Here is a 25651-nt window from a genome sequence, read left to right as displayed (position 1 = left end):
AGCCTATGGAAGGGGGGCTCGTTGCGCTACAGGGGGGCATGCGATCGATCCTGCTTCTGCTGCTGCTCGGGGCCTGTGCGGTGGCGCCGCCCCGCGCCGCGCCGCTGCCCTATCCGCCCGCGGCGCGGGAGCGGATGGTCCGGATCGCGCTCGGCGAATGGGCGGAATGGGGCAGCGTGGTGGTGGAGGTAGGGGCGCCCGGCACCTCCAGCGGGGCGGAGAGCGACCCGTCGAATTTCCCCCGCGTGCTGGCTTACTGGCGGGCGGTACCGAGGGACGAGGGAGCGATCGAGCGGAACCGGGCGCTTTATGCGGAGGCAATCGGCGGGGTGGGAGGCCAGGGGTTGTGGCGGGAGCCCTATTGGTCGGCGGCGTTCATCTCCTTCATCCTGGCGGCCGCGGGGGTGGATAGGCAGGAGTTTCCGCCTTCCGCCGCGCATTCCGACTATGTCGATGCGTTGATCCGGGATGCACTGGCCTTCCCGGCCTCGGCGCCGTTCCTGCCGAGCGGCCCGTTCGAGGCGGCGCCGCGGCCGGGCGATCTGCTCTGCGCCGACAGGGGGGCGGTGCCGATCAGCGACTGGCGGCAAAGGGCGGCGGATGCGGGGCGGTTCCGGCCCATGCATTGCGACATCGTCGTGCGGGTGGGGGCGGGGGTGGTCGAGGTGGTCGGCGGGAATGTGCGGGACAGCGTGACGATGACCCGTTTCCCCGCGGACGCCGCGGGCTATCTTCTGCCGAGGCCGGCGGGAGAACCCGTCTTGTTCGCCCTGTTCCAGAACCGGCTGGGCCGGTTGCCGCCGTGGAGCCCCCCCTGGAGTCCGTTATCATGACCGACCTGTTCGAGCCGCTCACCCTCCGTGGCGTCACGCTTAAGAACCGCATCGGCGTCTCCCCCATGTGCCAGTATTCCTGCGCGGAGGATGGCAAGCCGACCGACTGGCACCTCCAGCACCTGCTCTCGCGCGCCGTGGGCGGGGTGGGGCTGACCATCACCGAGGCGGCGGCGGTGTCGCCCGAGGGGCGCATCTCACCGGCCGATCTTGGCATCTGGGACGATGGGCAGATCCCCGGCCACAGGCGGCTGGCGGAGGGGATCGCGGCCATGGGCTCCGTCCCTGGCATCCAGATCGCTCATGCAGGGCGGAAGGGAAGCCGGAAGCAGGCCTGGCTGCATGGGCCGGCGGAGCCGGGCTGGGTGCCGGTGGGGCCGAGCGCCGCCGCCTTCCAGGGATATGCGGTGCCGCGGGCGCTGAGCGATGTAGAGATCGGGCAAGTGGTTGCCGATACGGCGGCGGCGGCGCGGCGGAGCATCGCGGCGGGGTACCGCTTCATCGAGCTGCATGCGGCACATGGCTACCTGCTGCATCAGTTCCTCTCGCCCCTGGCCAACCAGCGGAACGATGGCTGGGGCGGGGATTTCGACGGGCGGGTGCGGCTGACCGAGGAATGCGCACGGGCGGTGCGCGAGGCCATCCCCGACGAGGTGCCGCTTTGCGTGCGGCTCTCCCACACCGACTGGGTGGAGGGGGGCTGGACCACGGCGGAGACGGTGGCGCTGTCGGCGCGGCTGAAGGCGCTGGGGGTGGACATGATCGACGTGACCTCTGGCGGGCTGGATGCGCGGCAGGCGATCCCCGTCGGACCGGGCTACCAGGTGCCGGGGGCGGAGGCGGTGCGCGACGGGGCCGGGGTGGCCGTCGCGGCGGTCGGGATGATCACCGAGCCTGAGCAGGCACAGGCGATCCTCAGCGAGGGGAAGGCGGACCTGATCCTGCTGGCGCGGGCGCTGCTGCGGGACCCGTATTGGCCGATCCATGCCGCGGCGGCGCTGGGGCGGACGGAGGCGCTGCGCGTGGCGCCGCAGTATGAGCGAGGGCTTGGGACGCTGGGGACGATGGGGCGGGACGACGGGGTGGGAATGCCAATGGACGTCCTGACCTAGAACGCCTTCTCGCCGCCGCTTGGCAGGCGGCGCCTACGCCCCTCGGCGTCAGCGCCCTGCCATTGGCTTCAACGCGGGGTTCGGGCTGCTGCGCCCGATCAACCGGCGGCCCAATGCGATCCCCGGCACCTCGACGAGGCGATAGCCGAGCGCAGCCGCGATGCAGAGCGGCGGCAGGGTGATGGCGGCGCAGGCCAGGAAGGCCGCGCCGCCCTGCCCGAGCTGCCCCAGGATCCAGCCATAGGCCGGCCGCAGCACCAGGATCAGCAGGAAGTGCGAGAGGTAGATGCTGTAGCTCCGCTCCCCGAGCCAGAGCGCCGGCCGCGACCGCAGCAGCCAGGACGGGCGGAGAGCCTGCCACAGGCAGGCCGCGGCGAAGGCATAGCCGAAGACCAGCACCCGGGAGTCGCCCGGCCCTTCCACTAGGCTCCCTGCCGGCGAGAGCAGCAGGCCGAGCAGGCCGAGCGTGAAGGCGGCGGCGAGCGCCGCGGCGCGGCCCTCCCAGGCGGTGCCGCGCACCGCGTCGAAAATGCGGAAGGCGAGCAGGGCGGCGATGAAGATCGAAAGGTTGCTTGGGAGGGAAGCCAGGTTGTAGTCGCTGCCGGGCAGCCAGGCCGTCAGCAGCCGCCGCGCCTCGTAGGAGAGGAGCGTCGCCAGGGCGGTCACGACAGCCATGCCGGCGATGCTGCGAACCCGCAGGAGCAACGGCAGCAGGAGGTAGAAGAGCATCTCGGTGCCCACCGTCCAGCCGGCCGGGACCAGGCCAGGGTGCCAGCCCGGCACCAAATTGAAGGTGAAGGTCACTTCGGCGATGAAGCGCTCGATCCCCGGCCATCCGGTACGCGATAGGACCAGGACCACGGCAAGAACGATGTAGTAGAGCGGCGCAATGCGAAAGAAGCGCTTGATGAGGTAGGAGCCGGGCCGTTCCGCCGCATGGGGATTTGCCCAGGCCAGCGCGAAGGCCGAGAGCGCGAAGAAAAGGTGGACCCCGAAGCCGAAATGCGTGGCGATCCAGGGAAGCGCCGCCGGCACCTGAAGGCCGGGAATCGCATGCAGATGGTAGAGGAACACCATCAGCGCCGCCACGGCGCGCAGCCCATGCAACCCGGGCAGCAGCCCGCGACCCTGTTCCGGCATGTCCCGCCCGAATGCTTGAAACCAGCCGCTGTGTAACCGCGCGGCATGGGCCTGTCATCAGCACCGCCCGGGCCCAGGACCGGGGCGCAGGGTCGGAAAAGGCGAAGGGCGGCTTGCGCCGCCCTTCCCTGTAATCCTGCCCAGTGCCGGGGCGCGGTCAGCGCCCCGTCAGGATGCGCTCAACCAGCTGCTTGGCGGTCGGGATGAAGCCGTTCGAATAGAACGGGTCCGAGCCGAAGCGGAAGGCGTTGTGCCCGGCGAACATCAGGTTGTGCTCCAGCGCGCCGTCATGGGCCACGTCCTGCAGCGTCTTCTGGATGCAGAAGCTGCGCGGGTCGGCCTTCTTGCCGTTGTCGAAGGTGGCGCTGTGCTGGTCCCAGTTCGAGAAGCGGCAGGAAGAGAGGCAGCCCATGCAGTCGACCTGATCCTGCACGATCTCGGCCTGCTTTTCCGGGGTGACGAAGATCAATGTATTGTCCGGCGTACGCATGGCCTCGGTGAAGCCGCTCGCCTCGAAGCCGGCGACGCGGGCACGGTCATGCGGCGTCAGCCAGACGCGGCGGCGGCGGGGGCCGACGGCGTACTCGGCGACGTGGTCGCCGACGGGCTCCTGCGTGAAGGCGACCTGGCGCTCGTTGCGGGCCTCGAGCTCGGACAGGAACTCGTTGCGGACGGCACTGCTGTAGAAGCCGGTCGGGGAAAAGCGCTGGAGGAGGATATCGCCCTCCTTCAGCGTCAGCAGGCGCTGCTTCCAGGCGTCCGAGATCGGGCTTTCCTGGGTCAGCAGGGGACGGGTGCCGAACTGGAAGGCAATGGGGCCGAGCTCGGGGTTGTCGATCCAGTCCTGCCACTCCTCCAGCCACCAGACGCCGCCGGCCATGATGATGGGCACCTCGCCCAAGCCGAACTCGCGCATCTGCTGGCGGAGCTTGAGGACGCGGGGGTATGGGTCCTCGGGGCGGGCCGGGTCCTCGGAGTTGGACAGGCCGTTATGGCCGCCGGCCAGCCAGGGGTCCTCGTAGACCACGCCGCCGAGCCATTCGCGCGTCTTGTTGTAGCTACGCTTCCAGAGGGCGGCGAAGGCGCGGCCGGAGGAGACGATCGGGTAGTAGTGGACGCGGAACTCCCGAGCGATCTCCGACAGCCGGTAGGGCATGCCGGCGCCGCAGGTGATGCCGTTGATGAGGCCGCGGGCGCCTTCCAGGATGCCGCGGACGACGCGCTCGGCGCCGCCCATCTCCCAGAGGATGTTGGTGTGGATGCGACCCTGGCCGTTGCTGCGCTCATGCGCTTCCTGGGCCTGGGCGATGCCGCCGCGGATGCCGTAGGCGACCAGCTCCTCATGCCGCTCGCGCCGGGTCTTGCCGTGGTAGATCTGGCGGATGACCTCGCCATTCTCGTCGTAGCTATCGGCGTTGACGGCCGAGAAAGTGCCGACGCCGCCACCGGAGGCCCAGGCACCGCAGGAGGCGCCGTTGGAGACCGCGACGCCCTTGCCGCCTTCGACCAATGGCAGAACCTCGACTCCGCCCATGCGGATCGCGTTGATTGCCTTCACGCCCCTGCCCTCGAATTATACCAGTTCAAGCCGTCCGATATGGTACCGCCGGCATCGGAAGGTAGAGCCCTCCCGATGCCGTGCGGGGTCATTCCGCGGCGTCGCTGCGCTCGCGGCGCGGACGGTCGCGGCGGGGGCGGTCGCCGCCGCCTTCGCCTTCCTCGCGCGGGCGGCGGGCGCCGACCTGCTCGGTGATGTCAGCGCCGGTGGCCTGGTCAACGACGCGCATGGAGAGCTTCACCTTGCCGCGATCATCGAAGCCGATGACCTTCACCTTCACCGCATCGCCGACATTGACGACATCGGTGGTGCGGTTGACGCGGTCATTCTGCAGCTCGGAGATGTGGACGAGGCCGTCCTTGGCGCCGAGGAAGTTCACGAAGGCGCCGAAATCGGCGGTCTTCACGACCTTCCCGTTGTAGATGGCGCCGATCTCGGCCTCGGCGGTCAGGCCGCGGATCCAGTCGATGGCACGCTGCGCCTGCTCGATGCTGGTGGCCGCGACCTTGATGGTGCCGTCATCCTCGATGTCGATCTTGCAGCCGGTCTGCTCGGTGATCTCGCGGATCGTCTTGCCGCCGGAGCCGATGACCTCGCGGATCTTCTCCTTCGGCACCTGGATCACGGTGATGCGCGGGGCATTCGCCGCCACGTCGCCGCGGGCGCCGGTCAGGCCCTTCGCCATCTCGCCGAGGATGTGGATGCGGCCGTCACGCGCCTGGTCGAGCGCCTGGCGCATGATGTCGAAGGTGATGGAGGTGATCTTGATGTCCATCTGCAGCGCGGTGATGCCATGCTCGGAGCCTGCCACCTTGAAGTCCATGTCGCCGAGATGGTCCTCGTCGCCCAGGATGTCGGAGAGCACGGCAAAGCCGCGGTCCTCCTTGATCAGGCCCATGGCGATGCCGGCGCAGGGGCGCTTCAGCGGCGTGCCGGCATCCATCAGCGCCAGCGAGCTGCCGCAGACGGTGGCCATGGAGGAGGAGCCGTTGCTTTCGGTGATCTCGGAGACCACACGGAGGGTGTAGGGGAACTTGTCCTTCTCCGGCAGCAGCGGGCGGATGGCGCGCCAGGCGAGCTTGCCGTGGCCGATCTCGCGGCGGCCCGGGCTGCCCATGCGGCCGGTCTCACCGACCGAGTAGGGAGGGAAGTTGTAGTGGAGCATGAAGTGCTCCCGGTACTCGCCCGGCAGCGCGTCGATGATCTGCTCGTCCTGGCCGGTGCCGAGGGTCGCCACGCAGAGCGCCTGGGTCTCGCCGCGGGTGAAGAGCGCCGAGCCATGGCTGCGCGGCAGCACGCCGACCTCGGCCACGATCGGGCGCACGGTCCGGGTGTCGCGGCCGTCGATGCGGAGGCCAGTCTCGAGGATGGCGTTGCGGACGACGTCCGCCTCTAGCTCCTTCAGCAGGCCCTTGGCGGCGCCGGCATCGAGCCCCTCGGTGGTGAGCTGCTCAACCACGGCCTTCTTCGCCGCCGAGACCTTCTCCTGGCGGAGAAGCTTCTGCGTCTCCTTGTAGGCGAGGGCGATGGCGTCGCGGCCGAGCTCGGCGATGCGGGCCTTCAGCGTGGTCTCGGCCTCGGAGGGCTCAGACAGCGGCCAGGGCTCCTTCGCGGCACGCTCGGCCAGCTCGATGATGCCCTGGATGACGGGCTGGAAGCCCCGGTGGCCGAACTCGACGGCGCCGAGCATCACCTCCTCGGAGAGCTCCTGCGCCTCGGACTCGACCATCAGCACGCCCTCGGCGGTGCCGGCGACGACGAGCTCGAGCTTCGACTGCTGGCGCTGGGCCGCGGTCGGGTTCAGCACGTACTGGCCGTCGATATAGCCGACGCGGGCGCTGGCCACGGGGCCGAAGAAGGGGATGCCGGAGAGGGTGAGGGCGGCGGAGCAGCCAACCATCGCCACCATGTCCGGGTCATTCTCCAGGTCATGGCTGAGGACGGTCGCAATGACCTGGACCTCGTTGCGGAAGCCCTCGGGGAAGAGCGGGCGGATGGGCCGGTCGATCAGGCGGGAGACCAAGGTCTCGTGTTCGGAGGGACGGCCCTCGCGCTTGAAGAACCCGCCCGGGATCTTGCCCGCCGCGAAGGCCTTCTCCTGGTAGTTGACCGTCAGCGGGAAGAAGTCCTGGCCCGGCTTCACGTTGCGGGCGCCGACCACGGTGCAGAGAACGATGGTGTCGCCGAGGCGGGCCATGACGGCGCCATCGGCCTGGCGAGCGATCTTGCCCGTCTCGAGCGTCAGGAGCTGGCCGCCCCAGGCGATATCCTTGCGATAGTAGTTTTCGAACATGCGTCGTTCCTTGGCCGGGCGCGAGCGCCGGCATGGTGGATGACCGGAGGCGCCATCGGGGCGGTCCGGGGTGCGACGCGGTGGGTGGCAGTCTGGCCGTTCATTCTCGGCGCTTCGGGCTGCATGGAGTGCGAGACTTCCGCCGGGGAGGGGGGAGGAAGGCCGCCCCCGTTGCCGGGGATCCATGTGGCCGGAAACGCCGTAGCCGCCCCAATCGTCTCGGGGGCGGCGGCTGTCCTGTCAGCCCGCCGCGTGCGGCGGTCGGCCGCCATGCCTGCCATATCGGACAGGCCTCGGCCTCACGGGGGTGATATGGCCCGGCTGGGCCAGGAATACTACGGAAATTTTCAGCCGAACCGCTCGCGGCACCGCCTCAGCTGTCCTTCCGTGGCTTTGCCACGGAAGGCGTGCCGAAGCCTTGGGAGCACAGGGAAAACCCGGGGCCCCCGCGGCGCCGCGAAGCCGTGTCGTGGGGAGTATTAGCGGCGGAGGCCGAGGCTGCCGATCAGGCGCTCGTAGCGGCCCTGGTCCTTCTTCTTCAGGTAGTCCAGCAGGCCACGCCGCTGCCCGACCAGCACGAGCAGGCCGCGCCGGCTATGGAAGTCCTTGGCATGGGTCTTGAGGTGCTCGGTCAGGCCGCTGATCCGCTCCGAGAGCAGGGCGATTTGCACTTCCGGGCTGCCGGTGTCGCCGGGCTTGGTCGCATACTGGGTAATGAGCGCCTGGCGGCGCTCCGCACTGACTGCCGACATCGGGTTGTTCTCCATATTGGCCGCCCCCTTCCAGGGGTTCGGCGGTTCACGCAACCGGCTGCAGACCTTCCTGCGAGACCAGGCGCTCCGCCTTCATCAGGCCGGAGTCCAGGCGGCAGAGCCCCACGAACCGCTCCCCCGCCATGGCGCGCACCAAGCCCCCATCGGGGTTGGCGGCGCCCGGAATGCGGCCCATGAGGTCGACCAGGCTGAAGGCCTGGCCGTGCATCAGGCGCATGGCCTCCGCCTCGGTGAGGGCCAGCGCCGGGATGTCGGCCAGCGCGGTCGCCACGGGAAGGAGGAGGTCCGGGGAAGGAGGCGGCGTATCGCCGGAACCGCCGAGCTTGTCCAGCGGAATCGCGGTGGCCTCGTGGAAGGGGCCGACGCGCATCCGCCGCAGCGTGGCAATATGGCCGACCGTGCCGACGGCGCGGGCCAAGTCTCGCGCGAGCGAGCGCATGTAGACGCCCTTGCCGCTCTCGACGAGGAAGATGGCGGTATCCGCATCGGGGCGGAACTCGAGCTCGAAGCGGTCCACTCGGGCGGGACGGGGCTGGAGCTCAACGAGCTGGCCCTCGCGCGCCAGGTCATAGGCGCGCTCGCCGCCGAGCTTGATCGCCGAGTAGATCGGCGGGATTTGCATGATGTCGCCGATGAAGGCCGGGAGGGCGGCGCGGATGGCATCGTCGGTCGGGCGGGCGTCAGAGGTCTCGATGGTCTTGCCGTCGGCATCATCCGTGTCGCGCAAGTCGCCGAAGCGGAGGGTAAACCGGTAGGACTTCGTTCCGTCCATCACATAGGGGACGGTCTTGGTCGCGGTGCCGAGGGCGATGGGCAGCACGCCGGTGGCCAGCGGGTCGAGGGTGCCGCCATGGCCGCACTTCTGCGCGTCGAAGGCGCGCTTCACCTTGGCGACGACATCGGTGGAGCCGATGCCGGAGGGCTTGTCGACGATCAGCCAGCCATCGATCACGCGGCCCTTCGGCTTGCGGTGGCGGTGGTGGCGGGGCTTGCCGTTGGACATCTAGCGGGCCTCGGGAGGGACAGGACGCGGCCGGCCATGGGAGTCGAGCGCGACAAAGGTGAAGACGGCGGAGGTGACGCGGACGGAATGCTCCTCGGTCCGGCTGCGGCACCAGGCCTCGACCTGGATGCGGAGCGAGGTGCGGCCGGTCGAGACGACGTCGGCATAGAGGCTGACCTCGTCGCCGACCTGGACCGGGGCGTGGAAGCTCATCGCCTCCACCGCGACAGTGGCGCAGCGGCCATGAGTGCGGCGGCTGGCGGCGTTGCCGGCGGCGAGGTCCATCTGCGACATCAGCCAGCCGCCGAAGATGTCGCCGGCCGGGTTGGTGTCGGCCGGCATGGCGATGGTGCGGATGCGTGGCTCGCCCGAGGGCGGGGCGTCCGGTAGGCGGCTCACGCCTCGTCATCCGGGCGCGGCGAAAGATCGCGGGCGACCTCCGGCTGGCGCAGCGCACGGTCGATCTGCATGGCGTAGTCGAGCGCGGTGTCCTGCTGGAAATGCAGGTCGGGCGCGCTGCGCAGGCGGACCGACTTCGCCACCTGGGTGCGGAGCCAGGGGGCAACGCGGCGGAGAGCGCGCATCTGTGCCTCCGGCAGCTCGCGCCCCAGGCCACTGACGAAGGCGGTCATGTGCTTGAGGTCGGGGGAGGCGCGGACCTCGGTCACCGTCACATGCAGGCCGGCGAGGTCCGGGTCGCGGAACTCGGCGCGGGCGAAGACGGCGGAGAGGGCGTGGCGAACCTCCTCCGCGACGCGCAGCTGGCGCTGGGAGGGGCCGGCGGCGGGGCCGGCGGAATGCTTGGGCATGGGCGTCCTCGTGGGGGCTTGAACCCGTTGAAAAGCGAAGGGGCGCGGCACCCTGCGGCACCGCGCCCCCGATGGTGACGGGAACGGCGCCTTAGGTAGCGGCGACCATCTCCGTCTCGTAGCACTCGATCTGGTCGCCAACCCGGATGTCGTTGTAGTTGGCGAAGCTCATGCCGCACTCGTAGCCGTTGGCGACTTCGCGGACATCGTCCTTGAAGCGGCGAAGCGTGGACAGCTCGCCCTGGTGGATGACGACGCCGTCGCGCAGCAGGCGGACGCCGCAGCCGCGCTTCACCACGCCCTCGGTCACGCGGCAGCCGGCCACGTTGCCGATGCGCTTGACCTCGAAGACCTGGAGGATCTGCGCGTAGCCGAGGAACTTCTCGCGCTGCACGGGAGCGAGCTTACCCTTGTACAGCTTCTCGATGTCGTCCGAGACCTCGTAGATGATCGAGTAGTAGCGGATGTCGACGCCATCGCGCTGGGCCATCTCCCGCGCCTGGGTGGTGGCGCGGACGTTGAAGGCGACGACTACGGCGCCGGAGGCCTTGGCGAGCTGGATGTCGCTCTCGGTGATCTGGCCGACCGCCGAGTGCAGCACGCGGACGCGAACCTCCTCATTGCCGAGCTTGCCGAGGGTGACGCCGATCGCCTCGGCCGAGCCCTGGACGTCGGCCTTGACGACGACGGCGACTTCCTTCTGCTCGCCGAGCTGCACGCGGGCCAGCATCTCGGCCAGCGTGCCGCGCCCGGCCGTCGCGGCCGCCGAGGACTTCTCGCGCAGCTTGCGCTGGCGGAACTCGGAGATCTCGCGGGCCTTGGTCTCGTCCTCGACCGCGACGAAAGGCTCGCCGGCGGTCGGCACGCCGCCGAGGCCGAGGATCTCGATCGGCAGGCTAGGGCCGGCATCTTTCAACTGACGGGCCTTGTCGTCGAGCATGGCGCGGACGCGGCCCCATTCGGAGCCGGCGACCACGATGTCGCCCGTGTGCAGCGTGCCCTTCTGGACCAGCACCGTCGCCACCGGGCCGCGGCCGCGGTCGAGCCGGCTCTCGATGACCGTGCCCTCGGCCGCCCGGTTCGGGTTGGCGCGGAGGTCGAGCAGCTCGGCCTGCAGGGTGATGGCCTCGAGCAGCTTGTCGAGGTTCAACTTCTGCGTGGCCGAGACCTCGATCTCCTGGGTCTCGCCGCCGAGGCTTTCCACCACGATCTCGTGCTGCAGCAGCTCCTGCCGCACGCGCTCGGGGCGGACGCCCGGCTTGTCGATCTTGTTGATGGCGACGATGATCGGAACATTCGCCGCCTTGGCGTGGTTGATCGCCTCGATGGTCTGCGGCATCACGCCGTCATCCGCCGCGACGACCAGCACGACCATGTCCGTCACCGAGGCGCCGCGCGAGCGCATGGCGGTGAAGGCGGCGTGACCCGGCGTGTCGATGAAGGTGACGCGCGAGCCGTCCGGCACCGTCACCTGATAGGCGCCGATATGCTGGGTGATCCCCCCCGCCTCGTGGGCGGCGACATCGGCCTTGCGCAGCGCGTCGAGCAGGCTGGTCTTGCCGTGATCGACATGGCCCATGATGGTGACGACGGGCGGGCGCGGCTGGAGGTCGGCGTCCACGTCGGTGGCGCCCTCGATGCCGAGCTCGACATCGCTCTCGCTGACGCGCTTCACCCGGTGGCCGAACTCCTGCACCACCAACTCGGCGGTGTCGGCGTCGATGCTCTGGGTCAGCGTCGCCATGACGCCCATGCGGAACAGCGCCTTCACCACCTCGCCGCCACGGGCAGCCATGCGGTTGGCGAGCTCTTGGACGGTGATGGTCTCGGGCAGGACCACGTCGCGCACCACGCGCTCGGTGCCGGCGCGGAGGCGGGCGAGCTCCTGCTGGCGGCGCTCCCGCTCGCGGGCGCGGCGCATGCTGGCGATGGAGCGGCTGCGGTCGTCCTCGCCCTCGATCGCGGCCTGCACGTCGATGCGGCCGCCGCGGCGGTCAGCGCCGCCGAGGCTCTTCTTGACCGCGGCGAGCGCGGGCTTCTTGGCCGGGGCGACGATGCCGCCCGGGCGGCGGGCGGCGGCGCGGCGGGCCTCGTCCTCCTCCTCGGCGGTACGGGCGCGGAGCGACAGCTTGGCGGCCGGCGATGCGGCGCCGCCGGGTGCAGCCGGGGCAGTGCCAGCCGGGCGGCGGGCAGCGGCGATCTGCGCCGGGGTCAGCGAGGGCTTCGCCACGGGGGCGGCCGGCTGGGCCGGGGCGGGCGCGGCAGCGGCGGGCGCCGGGGCGGCCGGGGGCTCGTCCTCAATGGCGGGCTGCTTCGGGGCGACGGCGGCGGCGATGGCAGCCTTGCGGGCCTCCTCAGCCTGGCGGCGCTCCTCTTCCTCGCGGAGGCGGGCTTCCTCGGCGGCGCGGATGGCCTCTTCCTCGGCCTGGCGGCGCTCCTCCTCCTCGCGGCGGCGGGCCTCCTCGGCGGCGGAGCGGACCATCAGCGCCTGGCGCTCGCGCTCCTCGCGCTGGCGCTGGGCCTCGAGGCGGCGCTGCTCCTCCAGCACGCGCTGGCGGGTGGCCAGCTCGGCCTGGGTGAGGGGACGGCCGCCGGCGGAGGCGGGGGCGGGGCGCTGGCCACCGGGCGGGCGATTGCCGGAGCCACCCGCGGGGCGGTTGCCGGCGGGTGCGGCGGGGCTGGCCTGCGGCGCCGGCGCGGCCGGGCGGGTGCCCGGCGTGACGACACGCTTCTTCACCACCTCGACCTGGACGGTCTTGCTGCGGCCATGGCTGAAGCTCTGGCGGACGCTGCCCGCATCCACCGTCTTGCCCAGTTCCAGGCGGCCACCGGCCGGCCGGAGGCTCAGCCTGCTCTTCGCCGCATCCTGGTCGTTCTGGTCACTCATGCGCTGATCCGAACCCGATCCGTCTGACGTCATTGCCGTCCGTTCAATACCGACGCGAGGGTTCGCGCCGGAGAAATCCTATTTCGCCACCGGGCCGGCGATGCCGGCGAGCCGTGCAGCTTCCACCTCGATGGCCTCGGCCAAGCGCCCGGGCGCGATGGCCACGTGCACGGCCTGGTCGCGGCCGAAGATGCCGCCGAGCATATCGGCCGGCAATGGCGTCACGACCGGAAGCCCGAACCCACCGACATGCTTGGCCCGCTCCCTTGGGCTGCCGTCGGAGGCTTCCATCAACAGCCCGGCCTTGCCGGACCGCATCCATTCCCGAACCGAGTCCCGGCCGCAGATGGCCTGGCCGCCGCGTCGGGCGAAACCGACGAGATCGCGGAGACGGCGCTTCAGGCCATCCTCGATCCGCGCGCGAAGGTCAGGGGGCGGGTTCACGGTGCCGCGAGCCGCCCTGGAGAAGGCGCCGCGCGTCAGGGCGTGTTCTAACACATCGGCCTTGGCCGACAACCACATTCCCCGCCCCGGCAGCTTGCCGGCGAGATCGGGGACCAATTCGCGGTCAGGGCCGAGCACGAAACGGATCATCCGCTCCTTCGGCAGGCTCTCCCGCGTGACGATGCAGCGGCGGAGCGGGCCTTTCTCGGCCTCTTCCGCCTCGCCGGCTACCGCCGGCTCATGCTGGGGGGCCGTCTGCATTCGCGCCATCCTCGGCGAACCAATGTTCGCGCGCCGCCATGATGACGGCGTTAGCCGTCTCCTCGTCCATGGCGTCGGCGCCGACGATCTCGATCAGCTCGTCGGAGGCGAGGTCGGCCAGGTCGTCCAGCGTCTTCACTCCCTTCTCGCCGAGCGCCACGAGCTGCGCCGGGTTGAAGCCGCCGATCTCGGCGACCGCATCCTCGACGCCCAGCTCGCGCCGCTTCTCGTCCAGCTCCACGTCACGGCGCTCGAGCCAGGATTCGGCGCGGCGCTTCAGCTCCGCGGCGACGCTCTCGTCGAAACCCTCGATGCCCGCCAGTTCCTCGTCCTCGACCGAGATGATGTCCTCGACCGAGGTGAACCCCTCGGTCACCAGCAGCCCGGCGATGACATCGTCCACGTCCAGCGCTTCGACGAAGAGGCCGGAGCGCTTGCGGAATTCCTCCTGCCGGCGTTCCGATTCCTCGGCTTCGGTCAGGATGTCGATGTCCCAGCGGGTGAGCTGTGAGGCGAGGCGGACATTCTGGCCGCGACGCCCGATGGCAAGGGATAATTGGTCATCGGGGACGACGACTTCAACCCGCCGCGCATCGTCGTCGAGCACGACCTTGGTGACCTCGGCAGGCGCTAGGGCGTTGACGACGAAGGTGGCGTTGTCGCCGGACCAGGGGATGATGTCGATCTTCTCGCCCTGCAGCTCCTGCACCACCGCCTGGACGCGGCTGCCGCGCATGCCGACGCAGGCGCCGACGGGGTCGATGCTGCTGTCGCGCGAGATCACCGCCATCTTGGCGCGGCTGCCCGGGTCGCGGGCGACGGCGCGGATCTCGATGATGCCGTCGTAGATCTCGGGGACTTCCTGGGCGAAGAGCTTCGCCAGGAAGCCGGGATGGGTGCGGCTGAGGAAGATCTGCGGGCCGCGCGGCTCCTCGCGGACGTCGTAGATATAGGCCCGCACGCGGTCGCCGTTCTTGAAGGCCTCGCGGGGGATGGTTTCGTCGCGGCGGAGCAGGGCCTCGGCGCGGCCGAGATCGACCATGAGGTTGCCGTACTCGGTGCGCTTCACCGTGCCGTTGATGATCTCGCCGACGCGATCCTTGTACTCGTCGAACTGCTTGCGCCGCTCGACCTCGCGCACGCGCTGGACGATGACCTGCTTGGCGGATTGCGCGTTCACCCGACCGAAGTCGATGGGCGGCAGCGGGTCGATGATGAACTCGCCGGCCTGGATGCCGGGCTTGATCTTCTGCGCGATGCGCAGCGGGATCTGCGTCGCCTCGTTCTCGACCGGCTCCTGGTCGACGACCTCGGTCCAGCGGGAGAGGCGGACCTCGCCGTTCTTGCGGTCGATGACGGCGCGGATGTCCTTCTCGTGCCCGTACTTGGCGCGGCCGGCCTTCTGGATGGCCTCCTCCATCGCCTCAAGCACTTCCTCGCGCTCGATCATCTTCTCGCGGGCGACGGCGTCGGCGACCTGCAGCAGCTCGGGGCGCGCGATGGTGATCTCGACGGCCATGGCGCTAGTTCCTCCTGGCGGGCTTGGGGGCTTCGGGTGCCGGATCACCGGCATCCGGTTCTTCCTGGTCAGGCAGGCCGGCCGCGGCGGCGGTGGCCTCGATCAGGGCATCGGTCAGCACAAGCTTGGCGCGGCGGATGTTGCTGCGGGACACGGCGATGTCGGTGCCCTCGTCGAGGCGCATGCGGACAGTCTCGGCATCGGCCCCGAGGATGGTGCCGCGGAAGCGGCGGCGGCCGTCCTGCGGGATCATCAGCTCCATGGTGGCGAGGTGGCCGGCGTAGTTCACCCAGTCCTTGGTGCGGGTCAGCGGCCGGTCGATGCCGGCGGAGGACACTTCGAGCGACCATTCGCCCTTGATCGGGTCCTCGACATCGAGCACGGCGCCGACGGCATGGCTGATCGCCTCGCAATCCTCGACGCGAAAGGGGGCGCCATCGGCGCGGTCGGCCATGATCTGCACGACCGGGCGCTCCTTGCCGCTGACCTGCACGCGCACGAGCTCGTAGCCCATATGTTCGATGGTGGGCGCCACCGCATCGGCGATGCGGGCCTCGAGGCCTTCGTGCTGCGGTCGTTCGGTCGACAAAAACAAAAAAGGCGGCCCGTGAAGGCCACCCCCCTGAGAGCGGATGAGGTTATCTGCCGGGATTATAGGCATCCGCCAGCGCGGGTGCAAGCGGCTGCGCGCAGGGTGGCGGCAAGGGCGGCGGCGGCCTCGCGGGCGGCCTGGCGGACACCCGCCTCCGTCCAGTGGATGCCGTCGAGGCCCGGGAGGATGCCGTCCATCGCGCCGCCGGAGGAGAGGCCGAGGCCGGCCTGGGCCGCGCGGATCGCCTCCGCATGGCGGGCGAGGTCCGGGTCGAGGGGCTGGCGGCGGGCGAGGCTGGGCAGGAGCATCGCCAGCCTGCCGCTGCCGAGCAGGGTTGTGCGGCCGAGCAGCGGCGGGAGCGGGGCGAGGAGGATGGGCATTCCCGTCGAGCCAGCGTGGAGAGTGGCGACGACGGCGGTGAGGCGCTCGGCATAGGAATCGGGTGGGGTGCCGGCGAGGGCATCTGTCGTGCCATGGGCGAGAATGAGGGCGGCGGAGGCGGGCAGCGCCGCCATCCGCTGGAGGCGGGCACCGGCCGGGGTGGCGGGATCGGCAAGCATGGCGGCGCTGCTGTTGCCCCAGGCGGCATTGACGAGGCCAAGCGGAATGCCGGGGCCGAGATGCCGCGCTAGCTCGGCGAGCAGGAGGCGGGCGCCGAGCGGGGCGACAGCCGTGGTCCAACCCGTCGCCTCGTCGGGGAGCATGGCGGCGAGGGGCGGGGCCGGTGGATCGTCCAACCCGGCGGGGAAGGCGCCGGCCGCGGCCGGGGCGGTGGCGAAGAGGGAGCTTGCCTGGGACTGGCCGGTGACGATCACCACGAGGCCGACGGCGAAGCGGCCGCCGAGCGGGGAGGTGGTGCCGTCCGCCTCGCGGCGGAGCAGGCGGTACCAGCCGCCGGGTGGGAGGATGCCCTCTGGCGCAGGGATGAGGTGGCCGGACTCGTCCTCGGCCTGCCAAGCGATGCCGGGAGGGACGGGGAGCGGCCTCCCGATGGGATGGACCTGGTTGGGCGCAGGCTGGGCCGCGGCGGCGGTTGCGAAGAGACAGGCGAGGGTGAGGAAGCGGAGCATCACCCGCGCCGTGTCAGGCTCCAGTAGAGCGGGCTGCGGCCCTCGCGGAGCGCCTTGGCCTCGTAGCGGGTGCCGGGCCAGCCCTCGGGGCGAGCGGTGGCGGGCGGGGGGACGTCGAAGAGCGTCTGCTCGGCCATGACCTCGGCGACCCAGGCCTGATAGGTCGGGTCATCGCTGGCGATGCGCCATTCGGCGCCGGGGCGGAGGGCGCGAGCGACCAGCGGCAGCAGCGTCGGGTTGACGAAGCGGCGCTTGGCGTGGCGGGCCTTCGGCCAGGGGTCGGGGAAGAGCAGGAAGAGGCGGTCGAGCGCACCCTCCGGCAGCAGGCCCAGCAGGTGGCGGGCATCCTGCGGCCAGAGGCGGAGATGGCCGGGCAGCGGGGCGGTGGCTTCCTCGCCCTCCGGGACCAGGGTGGTCAGCAGGGAGCAGAGGCCATTCTCGAAAACCTCGGAGGCGATGTAGCCGACCGTGGGGTTGGTCTTGATCTGGGCCAAGCTGTGCTCGCCGCCGCCGAAGCCGATTTCGAGCCAGAGGGCGGTAACGGGCGCGCTAAAGGCAGCGCGCGGGTCGGCGGCCTGCTCAGGCGAGAGGCGGAGGCGGGGCAGGGTCTCGTCCAGCAGGCGCTGCTGGCGCGGGCGGAGCGGGTGGCCGCGGCGGCGGCCGTAAAGCCGGTCGGGGATGCCCTCGGCGAGTGGCGGGCGGTCGGCGGTCATCGGCGATCCTGCCATGAAAAAGGGGTGGTGCCGTGGCACCACCCCCAAGTCGCGGTCAATGGCGAAGGTTCAGCGGCCGAAGGCGCGCTTCAGCTCCGGGGCGAGGATGTCCGTCCGCTCCCAGGTGAAGGTGTCAGCCGTGAGGTCCGGCGTCTGGCCGAAATGGCCGTAGGCGCTGGTCACCGCATAGATCGGGCGGTTCATGCGCAGCATCTCGCGGATGCCGCGGGGGGAGAGGTTCACCAGGTCCTGGACCACGGCGGCGAGCTTCGTCTCGTCGATGTCCTTCCCCGTGCCGTGCAGGTCGAAATAGACCGAGAGCGGCTTGGAGACGCCGATGGCGTAGGAGACCTGGATGGTGCAGCGGTCAGCAAGGCCGGCCGCGACCACGTTCTTCGCCACGTAGCGGGCGGCATAGGCGGCCGAGCGGTCCACCTTGGTCGGGTCCTTGCCGCTGAACGCGCCGCCGCCATGCGGGGCCGCGCCGCCATAGGTGTCGACGATGATCTTGCGGCCCGTCAGGCCGGTGTCGCCGTCCGGCCCGCCGATGACGAACTTGCCGGTCGGGTTCACGTAGAACTCGGCCTCAGGCACCTCCCAGCCGGCCGGGAGCACGTCCTTCACGATTGGGCGGATCAGCTCCTTGATCTCGGCCTGCTCCATGCCCTCGACATGCTGCGTCGAGACGACGACGCAGGTGACGCCGACCGGCTTGCCGCCGACGTAGCGCAGGGTGACCTGGGACTTCGCATCCGGCTCCAGGCCCTTCGCGCGCGCGTCGCCGGCCTTCCGGTAGGCCGCCATCCTGCGCAGGATCTGGTGCGCGTAGAGCAGCGGCGCGGGCATCAGGTCGGGCGTCTCGTTCGTCGCGTAGCCGAACATGATGCCCTGGTCGCCGGCGCCCTCGTCCTTGTTGCCGGCGGCGTCCACGCCGACCGCGATGTCGGCGGACTGGCCGTGCAGGTAGTTCTGGAACTCGGCATGGCGCCAGGAGAAGCCGTCCTGGTCGTAGCCGATGTCCTTCACCGCGGCGCGGATCTTCTCCTCGAGGCTCTCCATGACCCCGTCAGGACCGCGCACTTCGCCGGCGAGGACGATGCGGTTGGTGGTGACGAGCGTCTCGCAGGCGACGCGGGCATAGGGATCGGCGGCCAGGAAGGCATCGATCACCGTGTCGGAGATCCGGTCGGCGACCTTGTCGGGGTGGCCTTCGGACACGGATTCAGAGGTGAAAAGGTATTCGCCCTTGTCGCGCATGGCTTGGTTCGGCCTCTTGTCGCGGGTAACGGTCCGGCAGACCCCGGCCTGGCTGTCCCCGATCGGGGCGCGCGTGTGTCGCAGGCAGGGGGCAGGGGGTCAAGCGGAAGGGGCAGGCTTCACAACACAGCTTGTTGCGATATCGTTCAGGCCATCCCCAGGACGTGCTTCATGTCGTAGAGGCCGGGGGTGCGGCCCCGCAGCCAGAGAGCGGCGCGGACGGCGCCCGTCGCATAGGCGCGGCGGTCGAAGCTGCGATGGGTGAGGACGATCTGCTCGGCACCGGCAGCGAAGATCAGGCTGTGCTCGCCAATGATCTGGCCACCACGGAGCGCGGCGAAGCCGATGATGCCAGTCCCCCGCGCGCCGCAATGGCCATCTCGGCCACTCTCGGTGCCCGCTTCCTCCAGCGTCGTGCCGCGGCCGCGGGCGACGGCGCGCCCGAGCGCTATGGCGGTGCCGGAGGGGGAGTCCACCTTCTGCCGATGGTGCATCTCGAGGATCTCGGCATCGTATTGCTCGGCAGGCAGCGCGGCTGCCATGCGCTCGGCCATGGCGAGGACGAGGTTCACCCCGGTGGCGAAGTTGGCGGCGTAGACGATGGGGACGGAGCGTGCGGCTTCGGCGAGGACGGCTTCTTGTGCCGTTGACAGGCCGGAGGAGCCAAGGACGAGGGGAGTGCCGGCGGCGACGGCCGCAGCGGCATGGGCCCCGGCCGTGGCGGCGTTGGTGAAGTCTATGATGACGTCGCTGGCGGCGAAGAGCGGCGCGGCGGGTTCGCCCCGGCGGAGGCCACCGGAGAGGATGGCGCCGGCGGCGGCGACTTCCTCGGTAAGGAGCCGCCCCATGCGGCCGGTGATGCCGGCGATGCCGATACGAATGGACATGGGGTGACTTTGGCCGGGCGGCGGACGCCCGTCCAGATGGTCAGGTCAGGGGACCTCGGACCAGTAGGGGCGGACGCCGTAGTAGTCCGAAACGCGCTGGCCCCACTGCCGGTCGGCCCAATCGACCTCGTCGGCCGCGGCATAGCTCGGGGCACCCTCCAGCTGATCGCGGTCGAGGTCGACCACATAGCCGCCAAGGTCCACATCGTAACGCAGCATGGACCAGGGGAGGGGATGGTAGCGCTCACCGATGCCGAGGAAGCCGCCGAAGGCCATCACGGCATAGGCGACACGGCCGGAGCGCTTGTCCAGCATAACATCCTCGACAGTGCCAAGCCGCTCGCCACGCCGGTTGAAGACGGGCGTGCCGCCGACCTTGCCTGCGGCGATAAGCTGGGCGGTTTCCTCGATTGCCACACCAGGGGCCACGGGGCTGGTGGCCATCGGCATCTCCTATCGTGGGGAGGGGGGGCGGGCGGCGGTGCGCTGGGACCAGTGCGCGCCGCCGCCTGCCTAGACCGCCGATTGGGGGGAAGTGCGGCGGTCAGTTGGGAGAACGCCGCGAATCGGCTGCGGTTCCCGCAGCCGAATCATTTCCCAAGCGCCAATCACACCAGCGTCAACGCGCCAGCCCGTCCCAGAACTCTTTCACCTTGGCAAAGAATCCCTCGCTCTCGGGGCTGGTGCGACCCCCCTTGGCGGCCTCGGCCTCGAATTCCTCCAGCAATTCGCGCTGGCGCTTGCTGAGGTTCTGCGGCGTCTCGACCGAGACCTGGACATACATGTCGCCCCGCGCCGCGCTACGGAGGACGGAGAAGCCCTTGGCGCGCAGGCGGAACTGGTCCCCCGCCTGTGTGCCGGCCGGGATGGTGACGCGGGCGCGGCCGCCATCGATCACCGGCACCTCCACCGCGCCGCCGAGCGCCGCCTGCGTCATCCGCAAGGGAACGCGGACGAAGATGTTGGCGCCGTCCCGCTGGAAGATCGGGTGCTGGCGGATGCCGATATCGACATAGAGGTCACCCGCCGGGGCGCCGCGCAGCCCGGCCTCGCCCTCACCCGCGAGGCGGATGCGGGTGCCGTCCTCGACGCCCGCCGGGATGGAGACGTTGAGGTTGCGGTCGCGCTGCACGCGGCCGGCGCCCTGGCAGACCTTGCAGGGGTTCTTGATGATCTTGCCCTGGCCGCCGCAGGTGGGGCAGGTGCGCTCGATCAGGAAGAAGCCCTGCTGGGCGCGGACCTTGCCGGCGCCCTGGCAGGTGGGGCAGGTCTGGGCCGCGGTGGAGCCGGCCTCGGCGCCGGTGCCGTTGCAGGCCTCGCAGGAGACGCTGCTCGGCACGCGCACCGTCGACTTGGTGCCGCCGAAGGCCTCCTCCAGGCTGATCTCGACCGTGGTGCGGAGGTCGGCGCCGCGGCCGGAGGCTTGGCGCTGCCGGCCCCGTCCGCCCCCGCCGCCGAAGCGGCCGAACATCTCCTCGAAGATGTCCTCGAAGCCGGCGCCGAAGGGGTTGCCCCCACCGCCGCCCGCGCCCGGACCGCCGCCGCCCTCGAAGGCGGCATGGCCAAAGCGGTCATAGGCCGCGCGCTTCTCGGCATCCTTCAGGACGTCGTAGGCCTCGTTCAGCTCCTTGAACTTGGCCTCGGCTTCCTTGTCACCCTGGTTGCGGTCAGGGTGATAGGCCATCGCCAGCTTGCGATAGGCCTTCTTCATCTCGTCCTCGCTCGCCTCGCGCGAGACGCCGAGCACTTCGTAAAAATCCCGCTTCGCCATGGCCGGGGCGACATCCCCTGAGGAAGGTGCAGCGAAAAGGGCCCGGAGGAGCTAGTCCCCGGGCCCGAACTCCGACGGACCCGGCCCCCAGGAGCATCCCTTGGGGCCGGGTACGAGTCCGGCTTAGCCGGACTTCTTCTTGGTGGGGTCGACTTCCTCGAAGTCGGCGTCCACCACCTTGTCGGAGCCGCCGCCCGGGCCGCCGGCGCCGGGCTGGGCGCCACCGGCCTGCTGCTGCTCGGCGGCCTGCTGCGCCTTGTAGAGCGCCTCGCCGACCTTCATCGTCGCCTGGGACAGCGCCTCGGAGGCCGAGCGGATGGTCTCCAGCTCGCCGCCCTCGAGAGCGGTGCGGGCCGTGGCGATCGCGGACTCGACCTCGCCCTTCTCGGCCGGGCCGACCTTGTCGCCGTTCTCCTTCAGCGTCTTGTCGGCGCTGTGGATCAGGGCTTCGAGGTTGTTCCGGGCCTCGACACCCTCGCGGCGCTTCTTGTCGGCCTCGGCATTGGCCTCGGCGTCCTTCACCATCCGCTCGATATCGTTGTCCGACAGGCCGGAGCGGGCCTGGATCTTGATCTGCTGCTCCTTGCCGGTCGCCTTGTCCTTGGCGCTGACGGAGACGATGCCGTTGGCGTCGATGTCGAAGGTCACCTCCACCTGCGGCACGCCGCGCGGCGCCGGCGGGATGCCCTGCAGGTCGAAGTTGCCGAGCAGCTTGTTGTCGGCCGCCATCTCCCGCTCGCCCTGGAAGACCTTGATCGTCACGGCGGTCTGGTTGTCGTCGGCCGTCGAGAAGACCTGGGACTTCTTGGTCGGGATGGTGGTGTTGCGGTCGATCAGCCGGGTAAACACGCCGCCCAGCGTCTCGATGCCCAGCGACAGCGGGGTCACGTCGAGCAGCAGGACGTCCTTCACCTCGCCCTTCAGCACGCCGCCCTGGATCGCGGCGCCGATGGCGACGACCTCGTCCGGGTTGACGTTGCGGGCGGGCTCCTTGCCGAAGAACTGCTTCACCGCCTCGATGACCTTGGGCATGCGGGTCATGCCGCCGACCAGGATCACCTCGTCGATCTCGCCGGCGGAGAGGCCGGCATCCTTCAGCGCCTGCTTGCAGGGTTCCATGGTGCGGGCGATGAGGTCGTCGACCAGCGCCTCAAGCTTCGAGCGCGTCAGCGTCATCACCAGGTGCTTCGGCCCGGAGGCGTCGGCGGTGATGAAGGGCAGGTTCACCTCGGTCTGCTTGGCGGAGGACAGCTCGATCTTCGCCTTCTCGGCGGCCTCCTTCAGGCGCTGCAGGGCGAGTTTGTCACCACGCAGGTCAATGCCCTGCTCCTTGCGGAACTCGTCGGCCAGGTAGTCGATGATGCGGGCATCGAAGTCCTCGCCACCGAGGAAGGTGTCGCCGTTGGTGGACTTCACCTCGAAGACGCCGTCGCCGATCTCGAGCACGGAAACGTCGAAGGTGCCGCCGCCGAGGTCGTAGACCGCGATGGTGCCGCCCTTCTTCTGGTCCATGCCGTAGGCGAGCGCGGCCGCCGTCGGCTCGTTGATGATGCGCAGCACCTCGAGGCCCGCGATGGCGCCGGCCTCCTTGGTGGCCTGGCGCTGGGCGTCGTTGAAGTAGGCGGGGACGGTGATGACGGCCTGCGTCACCTTCTCGCCGAGATAGGCCTCGGCCGTCTCCTTCATCTTGCCGAGCACGTTGGCGCTGATCTGCTGCGGCGCGTATTTCTGGCCCTCGACCTCGACCCAGGCATCGCCGTTGTCGGCGCGGCTGATCTTGTAGGGGACGAGGTGGATGTCCTTGTTGACGATCGGGTCGTCGAAGCGGCGGCCGATCAGGCGCTTCACCGCGTAGAGCGTGTTGTTCGGGTTGGTCACCGCCTGGCGCTTGGCGCTCTGGCCGACCAGCCGCTCGCCGTTCTTGGCGAAGGCAACCATGGACGGCGTCGTGCGCGCGCCCTCGGCGTTCTCGATGACCCGCGTTTCCTTGCCTTCCATGATGGCGACGCAGGAATTGGTGGTCCCGAGGTCGATGCCGATAACCTTGCTCATCCGTACTTCTCCTCTGCGGCGGGCGAGGGCGGCCCTGACATGGCACCGCACCCGTCCCCTTGAACTGACCCTGCCCGTGCCTGGGGCGCGGGCGATCTTCGGATGGGAATATTGCCGGAATGCTTCCGGCGACGGTCCCGATGTATGGCCCGGCCAGGGGCAGGACAAGCCCCCTGGCCTGGCTCTGGCTAAATTTTAGGCGGCCGAGGCGCTGGCGGAGCCGCCGGCCGCGACGACGACCATGGCCGGCTTCAGCAGGCGACCGTTCAGCGTCCAGGCCGGGGTCCAGGCCTGGATCACGGTGCCGGGGGCGACGCCGTCGGGCGCGGGCTGCTCGGCCATCGCCTGGTGCAGCGCCGGGTCGAAGGGCTGGCCCTGCGCTTCCTGGCGCTGGATGCCGTGGCGCTCCAGCATGCCGATGAAGCTGCGCTCGACGCCCTCGAAGCCCTCGCGGAGCTTTGCCAGCAGCGGGTCCTCGCCCTCGCGCGGGGCGGGCAGGGCCTCGAGGCCGCGGCGGAGGTTCTGCGCGGCTTCCACCACGTCACCCGCGAACTTCTGGATCGCGTAGTTGCGGGCGTCCGCCACCTCGCGCTGGGTGCGGGCGCGGAGGTTCTGCGTCTCCGCCTCGGCGCGCATCCAGCGGTCGCGGAACTGGGCGACCTCGGCCTCCAGCGCGGCGATGCGCTCGGCGAAGCTGTTGGGCGGGGACTGGTCGGGGCTCGCCTCGGCTTCGGTGGCCGGGGCCGCGGCTTGGGTATCCGCCGGCGCAGTGCCCGGCGGCAGGTCGGTTGGATCGCTCATGCCTGTCTTTGCGAAATGAGGGGAACTGTCCCGCGTCAGGTAGTCGCTGCGGGAAGCCAGGGCAACGGGGTGAGTGTGGTTTACGCAAGCCTCGCGTCATAGAGCCACCGCCGGATCTTGCGGGCGGCGATGCCGGCGCTTGCCGGATGCTGGGGGTTGATCAGGATGTTCCGCTCCTCCGGCACGATGGCCGAGGGGAGGATCAGCAGGGCGGAGCGGCTGGAGCGGAGCCACTGCGTGCCGAAGGCGATGCTGGCGCGTCCGGCGGGCTGGGCATCCCAGCCGACCGGCAGGCTGGCCGGCGTCTCCTGCTGCGCGGCTGCCCACAGAGCCTCGGGGATGGCGATCTCGACCAGGTAGCGGTTGAAGGGGAGGCCGCCGGCATTCAGGTGGACGACCGTCTCCAGGCAGGCGAGGGCGCGGTTCTCCGAGGCATAGAGCATAGGCAGGCCGCGCTCGTTCCAGCGGCCACCGCTCTGCTTGGCGCCGGCACCGGAAAGGTCATCGGCCTCGTAGTCGGGCGTGTCGGTCGCGATCCGCCAGGCGGTGCGGCTCACGCATGGGCCCCGCTCTGCATTTGGGCGAGGGTGGTGGAGACGAGGGCCTGGCCTTCCATCGTGTCCAGCAGGTCGATCGGGCGGCGGCCGCCGAGGGCGGGTAGCGGCGCCTGGAGCCAGCGGGACATCCAGGCAGTGGCGTCGAACCCATCCGGGTTGCCGGAGGCCTGGATCATTGCCTCCAGCTGGCCAACCAGCTTCGCCATGCCGAGCACGCGCTCGCTCTCGCCGGGGGAGAGGGTCCCGTCCTGCTTGGCCTTCTTGTTCACCGTCGCAGGCGATAGGCGCAGCGCCTTGAGAGCAACGCCCTGGCCAATGGCGAGGTCGGCGAAAATGCGCTTGGCCTCGCTGGCGGAGAGGCCGGCCTTGATCATCTCGATCCGCTCGACGGCGGAGGCCTGGTAAAGGCGGAGATAATGGGACAGGCCGGCCGGTATGGCGTGGGTATGCATGCGGCTGCTCCTTTGAGCATATTAGATGCTCAAAGGAGCCAGATAGGTCAAGGGGCGTAGGCGTAGGGGCCGCCGCGCTCCAGCGCCCGGCGATAGGCGGGGCGGGCCTGGAGCTTGCGAAGCAGGCCGAACAGGTCGGGGCGGGAGGTATTCAGCCCGCCGCGGGCGGTGGCGACCTCGAGCGGGAAGCTCATCATCACATCGGCGGCGGTGAAGTCCGGGCCGGCGAAGTGGCCCTCCTTCGCCACCTCCGCTTCCAGGTAGTCGAGTAGGCCGGTGATATTGGTCTCGATGCGGGAGAGAACGGGTGCGGCCGCCTCGCCGACCCGCGTCAGGTAGAGCTTCACCAGCAGGGGCGTCATCGCCGAGCCCTCGGCGAAATGCAGCCAGTAGCGAAGGCGCCGATGGGCCGGCGTGCCGGACGGCGGCGCGAGGCGGCCGGCGCCGTGGCGTTCCAGGAGGTATTCGACGATGGCGCCGGTCTCGGCGACGGTTTCGCCATCCTCGACCACCACGGGGGACTTGCCGAGCGGGTGGATGGCGCGGAGCTGGGGCGGGGCGAGCATGGTCTGCGGGTCCCGCTCGTAGCGGATGACCTCATAGGGCAGCTCCAGCTCCTCCAGCAGCCAGAGGATGCGCTGGGAGCGGGAGTTGTTCAGGTGGTGGACCTGGATCATCGGCTGGCCTCCGGTCGTGCGACGGCAGTCTGGGCGAGCCGGGACCGGTTGTCAGGGCGTTTCGCGGAAGCGCCCGGGCGCAGCCGTGACGATGATCGTATCTCAACCTGAAGTTTATTTTATACCGTTAAGATTATCGCAAGGCGTATGACAGACAGGAAACCAGACTCACGCAATCGCGAAGTCAGAC

The 25651-nt window shown here is 70.1% G+C and carries 24 protein-coding genes; 2 read left to right on the top strand and 22 right to left on the bottom strand.

What is annotated here, in order from left to right:
* The first annotated feature begins 38 nt into the window (after positions 1 to 38).
* The gene (locus LH62_RS29070) at positions 39 to 833 is read left to right on the top strand and encodes a DUF2272 domain-containing protein (RefSeq protein WP_236552488.1); all 795 of its coding nucleotides are present in this window, start codon (positions 39 to 41) and stop codon (positions 831 to 833) included.
* On the top strand, positions 830 to 1945 hold the full coding sequence (locus tag LH62_RS06285; protein WP_043360008.1) for an NADH:flavin oxidoreductase/NADH oxidase: 1116 nt from the start codon (positions 830 to 832) through the stop codon (positions 1943 to 1945). Before LH62_RS29070 ends, LH62_RS06285 begins: the two co-directional genes overlap by 4 nt.
* Positions 1946 to 1993: 48 nt before the next feature.
* Here the strand turns inward: LH62_RS06285 and LH62_RS06280 are convergent, their stop codons facing one another.
* The 22 genes from LH62_RS06280 to LH62_RS06175 form a co-directional block, all read right to left on the bottom strand.
* Complete coding sequence (locus LH62_RS06280) at positions 1994 to 3085, bottom strand: acyltransferase (RefSeq protein ID WP_043360005.1); 1092 nt, start codon at positions 3083 to 3085, stop codon at positions 1994 to 1996.
* Between the two features lie 157 nt (positions 3086 to 3242).
* Entirely contained in the window at positions 3243 to 4643 is a 1401-nt protein-coding gene (locus tag LH62_RS06275) for a nitronate monooxygenase family protein (RefSeq protein WP_043360002.1), read from the bottom strand.
* A gap of 88 nt (positions 4644 to 4731) precedes the next feature.
* Entirely contained in the window at positions 4732 to 6936 is a 2205-nt protein-coding gene (pnp, locus tag LH62_RS06270; protein WP_043360000.1) for a polyribonucleotide nucleotidyltransferase, read from the bottom strand.
* 479 nt (positions 6937 to 7415) lie between these two features.
* Positions 7416 to 7688 (bottom strand): 30S ribosomal protein S15, encoded by a 273-nt coding sequence (gene rpsO, locus LH62_RS06265; protein ID WP_043365279.1) that lies wholly within the window; start codon positions 7686 to 7688, stop codon positions 7416 to 7418.
* A gap of 46 nt (positions 7689 to 7734) precedes the next feature.
* Positions 7735 to 8712 (bottom strand): tRNA pseudouridine(55) synthase TruB, encoded by a 978-nt coding sequence (gene truB, locus LH62_RS06260; RefSeq protein ID WP_043359998.1) that lies wholly within the window; start codon positions 8710 to 8712, stop codon positions 7735 to 7737.
* Positions 8713 to 9054: an acyl-CoA thioesterase gene (locus LH62_RS06255; RefSeq protein WP_144404639.1), complete on the bottom strand. Its 342-nt coding sequence runs from the start codon at positions 9052 to 9054 to the stop codon at positions 8713 to 8715.
* Positions 9055 to 9107: 53 nt separating this feature from the next.
* Complete coding sequence (rbfA, locus tag LH62_RS06250; RefSeq protein WP_043359994.1) at positions 9108 to 9521, bottom strand: 30S ribosome-binding factor RbfA; 414 nt, start codon at positions 9519 to 9521, stop codon at positions 9108 to 9110.
* A gap of 91 nt (positions 9522 to 9612) precedes the next feature.
* On the bottom strand, positions 9613 to 12408 hold the full coding sequence (gene infB, locus LH62_RS06245; RefSeq protein ID WP_043359992.1) for a translation initiation factor IF-2: 2796 nt from the start codon (positions 12406 to 12408) through the stop codon (positions 9613 to 9615).
* A gap of 78 nt (positions 12409 to 12486) precedes the next feature.
* Positions 12487 to 13113, bottom strand: coding sequence for an RNA-binding protein (locus tag LH62_RS06240; protein ID WP_144404393.1), 627 nt, complete (start codon positions 13111 to 13113; stop codon positions 12487 to 12489).
* Positions 13091 to 14632, bottom strand: a complete 1542-nt coding sequence (gene nusA, locus LH62_RS06235) for a transcription termination factor NusA (protein ID WP_043359987.1) — start codon at positions 14630 to 14632, stop codon at positions 13091 to 13093. The genes LH62_RS06240 and nusA overlap by 23 nt, the downstream gene beginning before the upstream one ends.
* Before the next feature lie 4 nt (positions 14633 to 14636).
* Positions 14637 to 15221, bottom strand: coding sequence for a ribosome maturation factor RimP (gene rimP / locus LH62_RS06230; RefSeq protein ID WP_369796741.1), 585 nt, complete (start codon positions 15219 to 15221; stop codon positions 14637 to 14639).
* Between the two features lie 62 nt (positions 15222 to 15283).
* Positions 15284 to 16294, bottom strand: coding sequence for a hypothetical protein (locus LH62_RS06225; RefSeq protein ID WP_043359984.1), 1011 nt, complete (start codon positions 16292 to 16294; stop codon positions 15284 to 15286).
* Positions 16294 to 17007, bottom strand: a complete 714-nt coding sequence (locus LH62_RS06220) for a tRNA (guanosine(46)-N(7))-methyltransferase TrmB (RefSeq protein ID WP_043359982.1) — start codon at positions 17005 to 17007, stop codon at positions 16294 to 16296. Before LH62_RS06220 ends, LH62_RS06225 begins: the two co-directional genes overlap by 1 nt.
* 69 nt (positions 17008 to 17076) lie before the next feature.
* Positions 17077 to 18264 (bottom strand): methionine adenosyltransferase, encoded by a 1188-nt coding sequence (gene metK, locus LH62_RS06215; protein WP_043359981.1) that lies wholly within the window; start codon positions 18262 to 18264, stop codon positions 17077 to 17079.
* A 146-nt stretch (positions 18265 to 18410) separates the two neighbouring features.
* Positions 18411 to 19151, bottom strand: a complete 741-nt coding sequence (gene dapB / locus LH62_RS06210; RefSeq protein WP_043359979.1) for a 4-hydroxy-tetrahydrodipicolinate reductase — start codon at positions 19149 to 19151, stop codon at positions 18411 to 18413.
* Positions 19152 to 19196: 45 nt separating this feature from the next.
* Complete coding sequence (locus LH62_RS06205; RefSeq protein ID WP_201445429.1) at positions 19197 to 19595, bottom strand: PRC-barrel domain-containing protein; 399 nt, start codon at positions 19593 to 19595, stop codon at positions 19197 to 19199.
* 175 nt (positions 19596 to 19770) lie between these two features.
* The gene (gene dnaJ, locus LH62_RS06200) at positions 19771 to 20922 is read right to left on the bottom strand and encodes a molecular chaperone DnaJ (protein WP_043359977.1); all 1152 of its coding nucleotides are present in this window, start codon (positions 20920 to 20922) and stop codon (positions 19771 to 19773) included.
* A 123-nt stretch (positions 20923 to 21045) separates the two neighbouring features.
* Positions 21046 to 22974: a molecular chaperone DnaK gene (dnaK, locus tag LH62_RS06195; RefSeq protein WP_043359976.1), complete on the bottom strand. Its 1929-nt coding sequence runs from the start codon at positions 22972 to 22974 to the stop codon at positions 21046 to 21048.
* Between the two features lie 195 nt (positions 22975 to 23169).
* Positions 23170 to 23775, bottom strand: a complete 606-nt coding sequence (locus LH62_RS06190; RefSeq protein ID WP_043359974.1) for a nucleotide exchange factor GrpE — start codon at positions 23773 to 23775, stop codon at positions 23170 to 23172.
* Between the two features lie 80 nt (positions 23776 to 23855).
* Complete coding sequence (locus tag LH62_RS06185; RefSeq protein WP_043359973.1) at positions 23856 to 24332, bottom strand: RES family NAD+ phosphorylase; 477 nt, start codon at positions 24330 to 24332, stop codon at positions 23856 to 23858.
* The gene (locus LH62_RS06180) at positions 24329 to 24784 is read right to left on the bottom strand and encodes an antitoxin Xre/MbcA/ParS toxin-binding domain-containing protein (protein ID WP_052213766.1); all 456 of its coding nucleotides are present in this window, start codon (positions 24782 to 24784) and stop codon (positions 24329 to 24331) included. The genes LH62_RS06185 and LH62_RS06180 overlap by 4 nt, the downstream gene beginning before the upstream one ends.
* 47 nt (positions 24785 to 24831) lie before the next feature.
* Entirely contained in the window at positions 24832 to 25461 is a 630-nt protein-coding gene (locus LH62_RS06175; protein WP_043359972.1) for a glutathione S-transferase family protein, read from the bottom strand.
* Between the last annotated feature and the right edge of the window lie 190 nt (positions 25462 to 25651).

Origin of the sequence: Belnapia sp. F-4-1 (assembly GCF_000802185.1) — a bacterium.
Lineage (GTDB): Bacteria > Pseudomonadota > Alphaproteobacteria > Acetobacterales > Acetobacteraceae > Belnapia.
The sequence above is the reverse complement of the archived record's forward strand: the minus strand, read 5'-3'. Positions and strand labels throughout refer to the sequence as shown.

Coding starts and splice junctions, on each gene's coding strand:
- LH62_RS29070 (WP_236552488.1), top strand. CDS start 39: ATGCGATCGATCCTGCTTCTGCTGCTGCTCGGGGCCTGTGCGGTGGCG.
- LH62_RS06285 (WP_043360008.1), top strand. CDS start 830: ATGACCGACCTGTTCGAGCCGCTCACCCTCCGTGGCGTCACGCTTAAG.
- LH62_RS06280 (WP_043360005.1), bottom strand. CDS start 3,085: ATGCCGGAACAGGGTCGCGGGCTGCTGCCCGGGTTGCATGGGCTGCGC.
- pnp (WP_043360000.1), bottom strand. CDS start 6,936: ATGTTCGAAAACTACTATCGCAAGGATATCGCCTGGGGCGGCCAGCTC.
- rpsO (WP_043365279.1), bottom strand. CDS start 7,688: ATGTCGGCAGTCAGTGCGGAGCGCCGCCAGGCGCTCATTACCCAGTAT.
- truB (WP_043359998.1), bottom strand. CDS start 8,712: ATGTCCAACGGCAAGCCCCGCCACCACCGCCACCGCAAGCCGAAGGGC.
- LH62_RS06255 (WP_144404639.1), bottom strand. CDS start 9,054: ATGCCGGCCGACACCAACCCGGCCGGCGACATCTTCGGCGGCTGGCTG.
- rbfA (WP_043359994.1), bottom strand. CDS start 9,521: ATGCCCAAGCATTCCGCCGGCCCCGCCGCCGGCCCCTCCCAGCGCCAG.
- infB (WP_043359992.1), bottom strand. CDS start 12,408: ATGAGTGACCAGAACGACCAGGATGCGGCGAAGAGCAGGCTGAGCCTC.
- LH62_RS06240 (WP_144404393.1), bottom strand. CDS start 13,113: ATGCAGACGGCCCCCCAGCATGAGCCGGCGGTAGCCGGCGAGGCGGAA.
- nusA (WP_043359987.1), bottom strand. CDS start 14,632: ATGGCCGTCGAGATCACCATCGCGCGCCCCGAGCTGCTGCAGGTCGCC.
- LH62_RS06225 (WP_043359984.1), bottom strand. CDS start 16,294: ATGCTCCGCTTCCTCACCCTCGCCTGTCTCTTCGCAACCGCCGCCGCG.
- LH62_RS06220 (WP_043359982.1), bottom strand. CDS start 17,007: ATGACCGCCGACCGCCCGCCACTCGCCGAGGGCATCCCCGACCGGCTT.
- metK (WP_043359981.1), bottom strand. CDS start 18,264: ATGCGCGACAAGGGCGAATACCTTTTCACCTCTGAATCCGTGTCCGAA.
- dapB (WP_043359979.1), bottom strand. CDS start 19,151: ATGTCCATTCGTATCGGCATCGCCGGCATCACCGGCCGCATGGGGCGG.
- LH62_RS06205 (WP_201445429.1), bottom strand. CDS start 19,595: ATGGCCACCAGCCCCGTGGCCCCTGGTGTGGCAATCGAGGAAACCGCC.
- dnaJ (WP_043359977.1), bottom strand. CDS start 20,922: ATGGCGAAGCGGGATTTTTACGAAGTGCTCGGCGTCTCGCGCGAGGCG.
- dnaK (WP_043359976.1), bottom strand. CDS start 22,974: ATGAGCAAGGTTATCGGCATCGACCTCGGGACCACCAATTCCTGCGTC.
- LH62_RS06190 (WP_043359974.1), bottom strand. CDS start 23,775: ATGAGCGATCCAACCGACCTGCCGCCGGGCACTGCGCCGGCGGATACC.
- LH62_RS06180 (WP_052213766.1), bottom strand. CDS start 24,784: ATGCATACCCACGCCATACCGGCCGGCCTGTCCCATTATCTCCGCCTT.
- LH62_RS06175 (WP_043359972.1), bottom strand. CDS start 25,461: ATGATCCAGGTCCACCACCTGAACAACTCCCGCTCCCAGCGCATCCTC.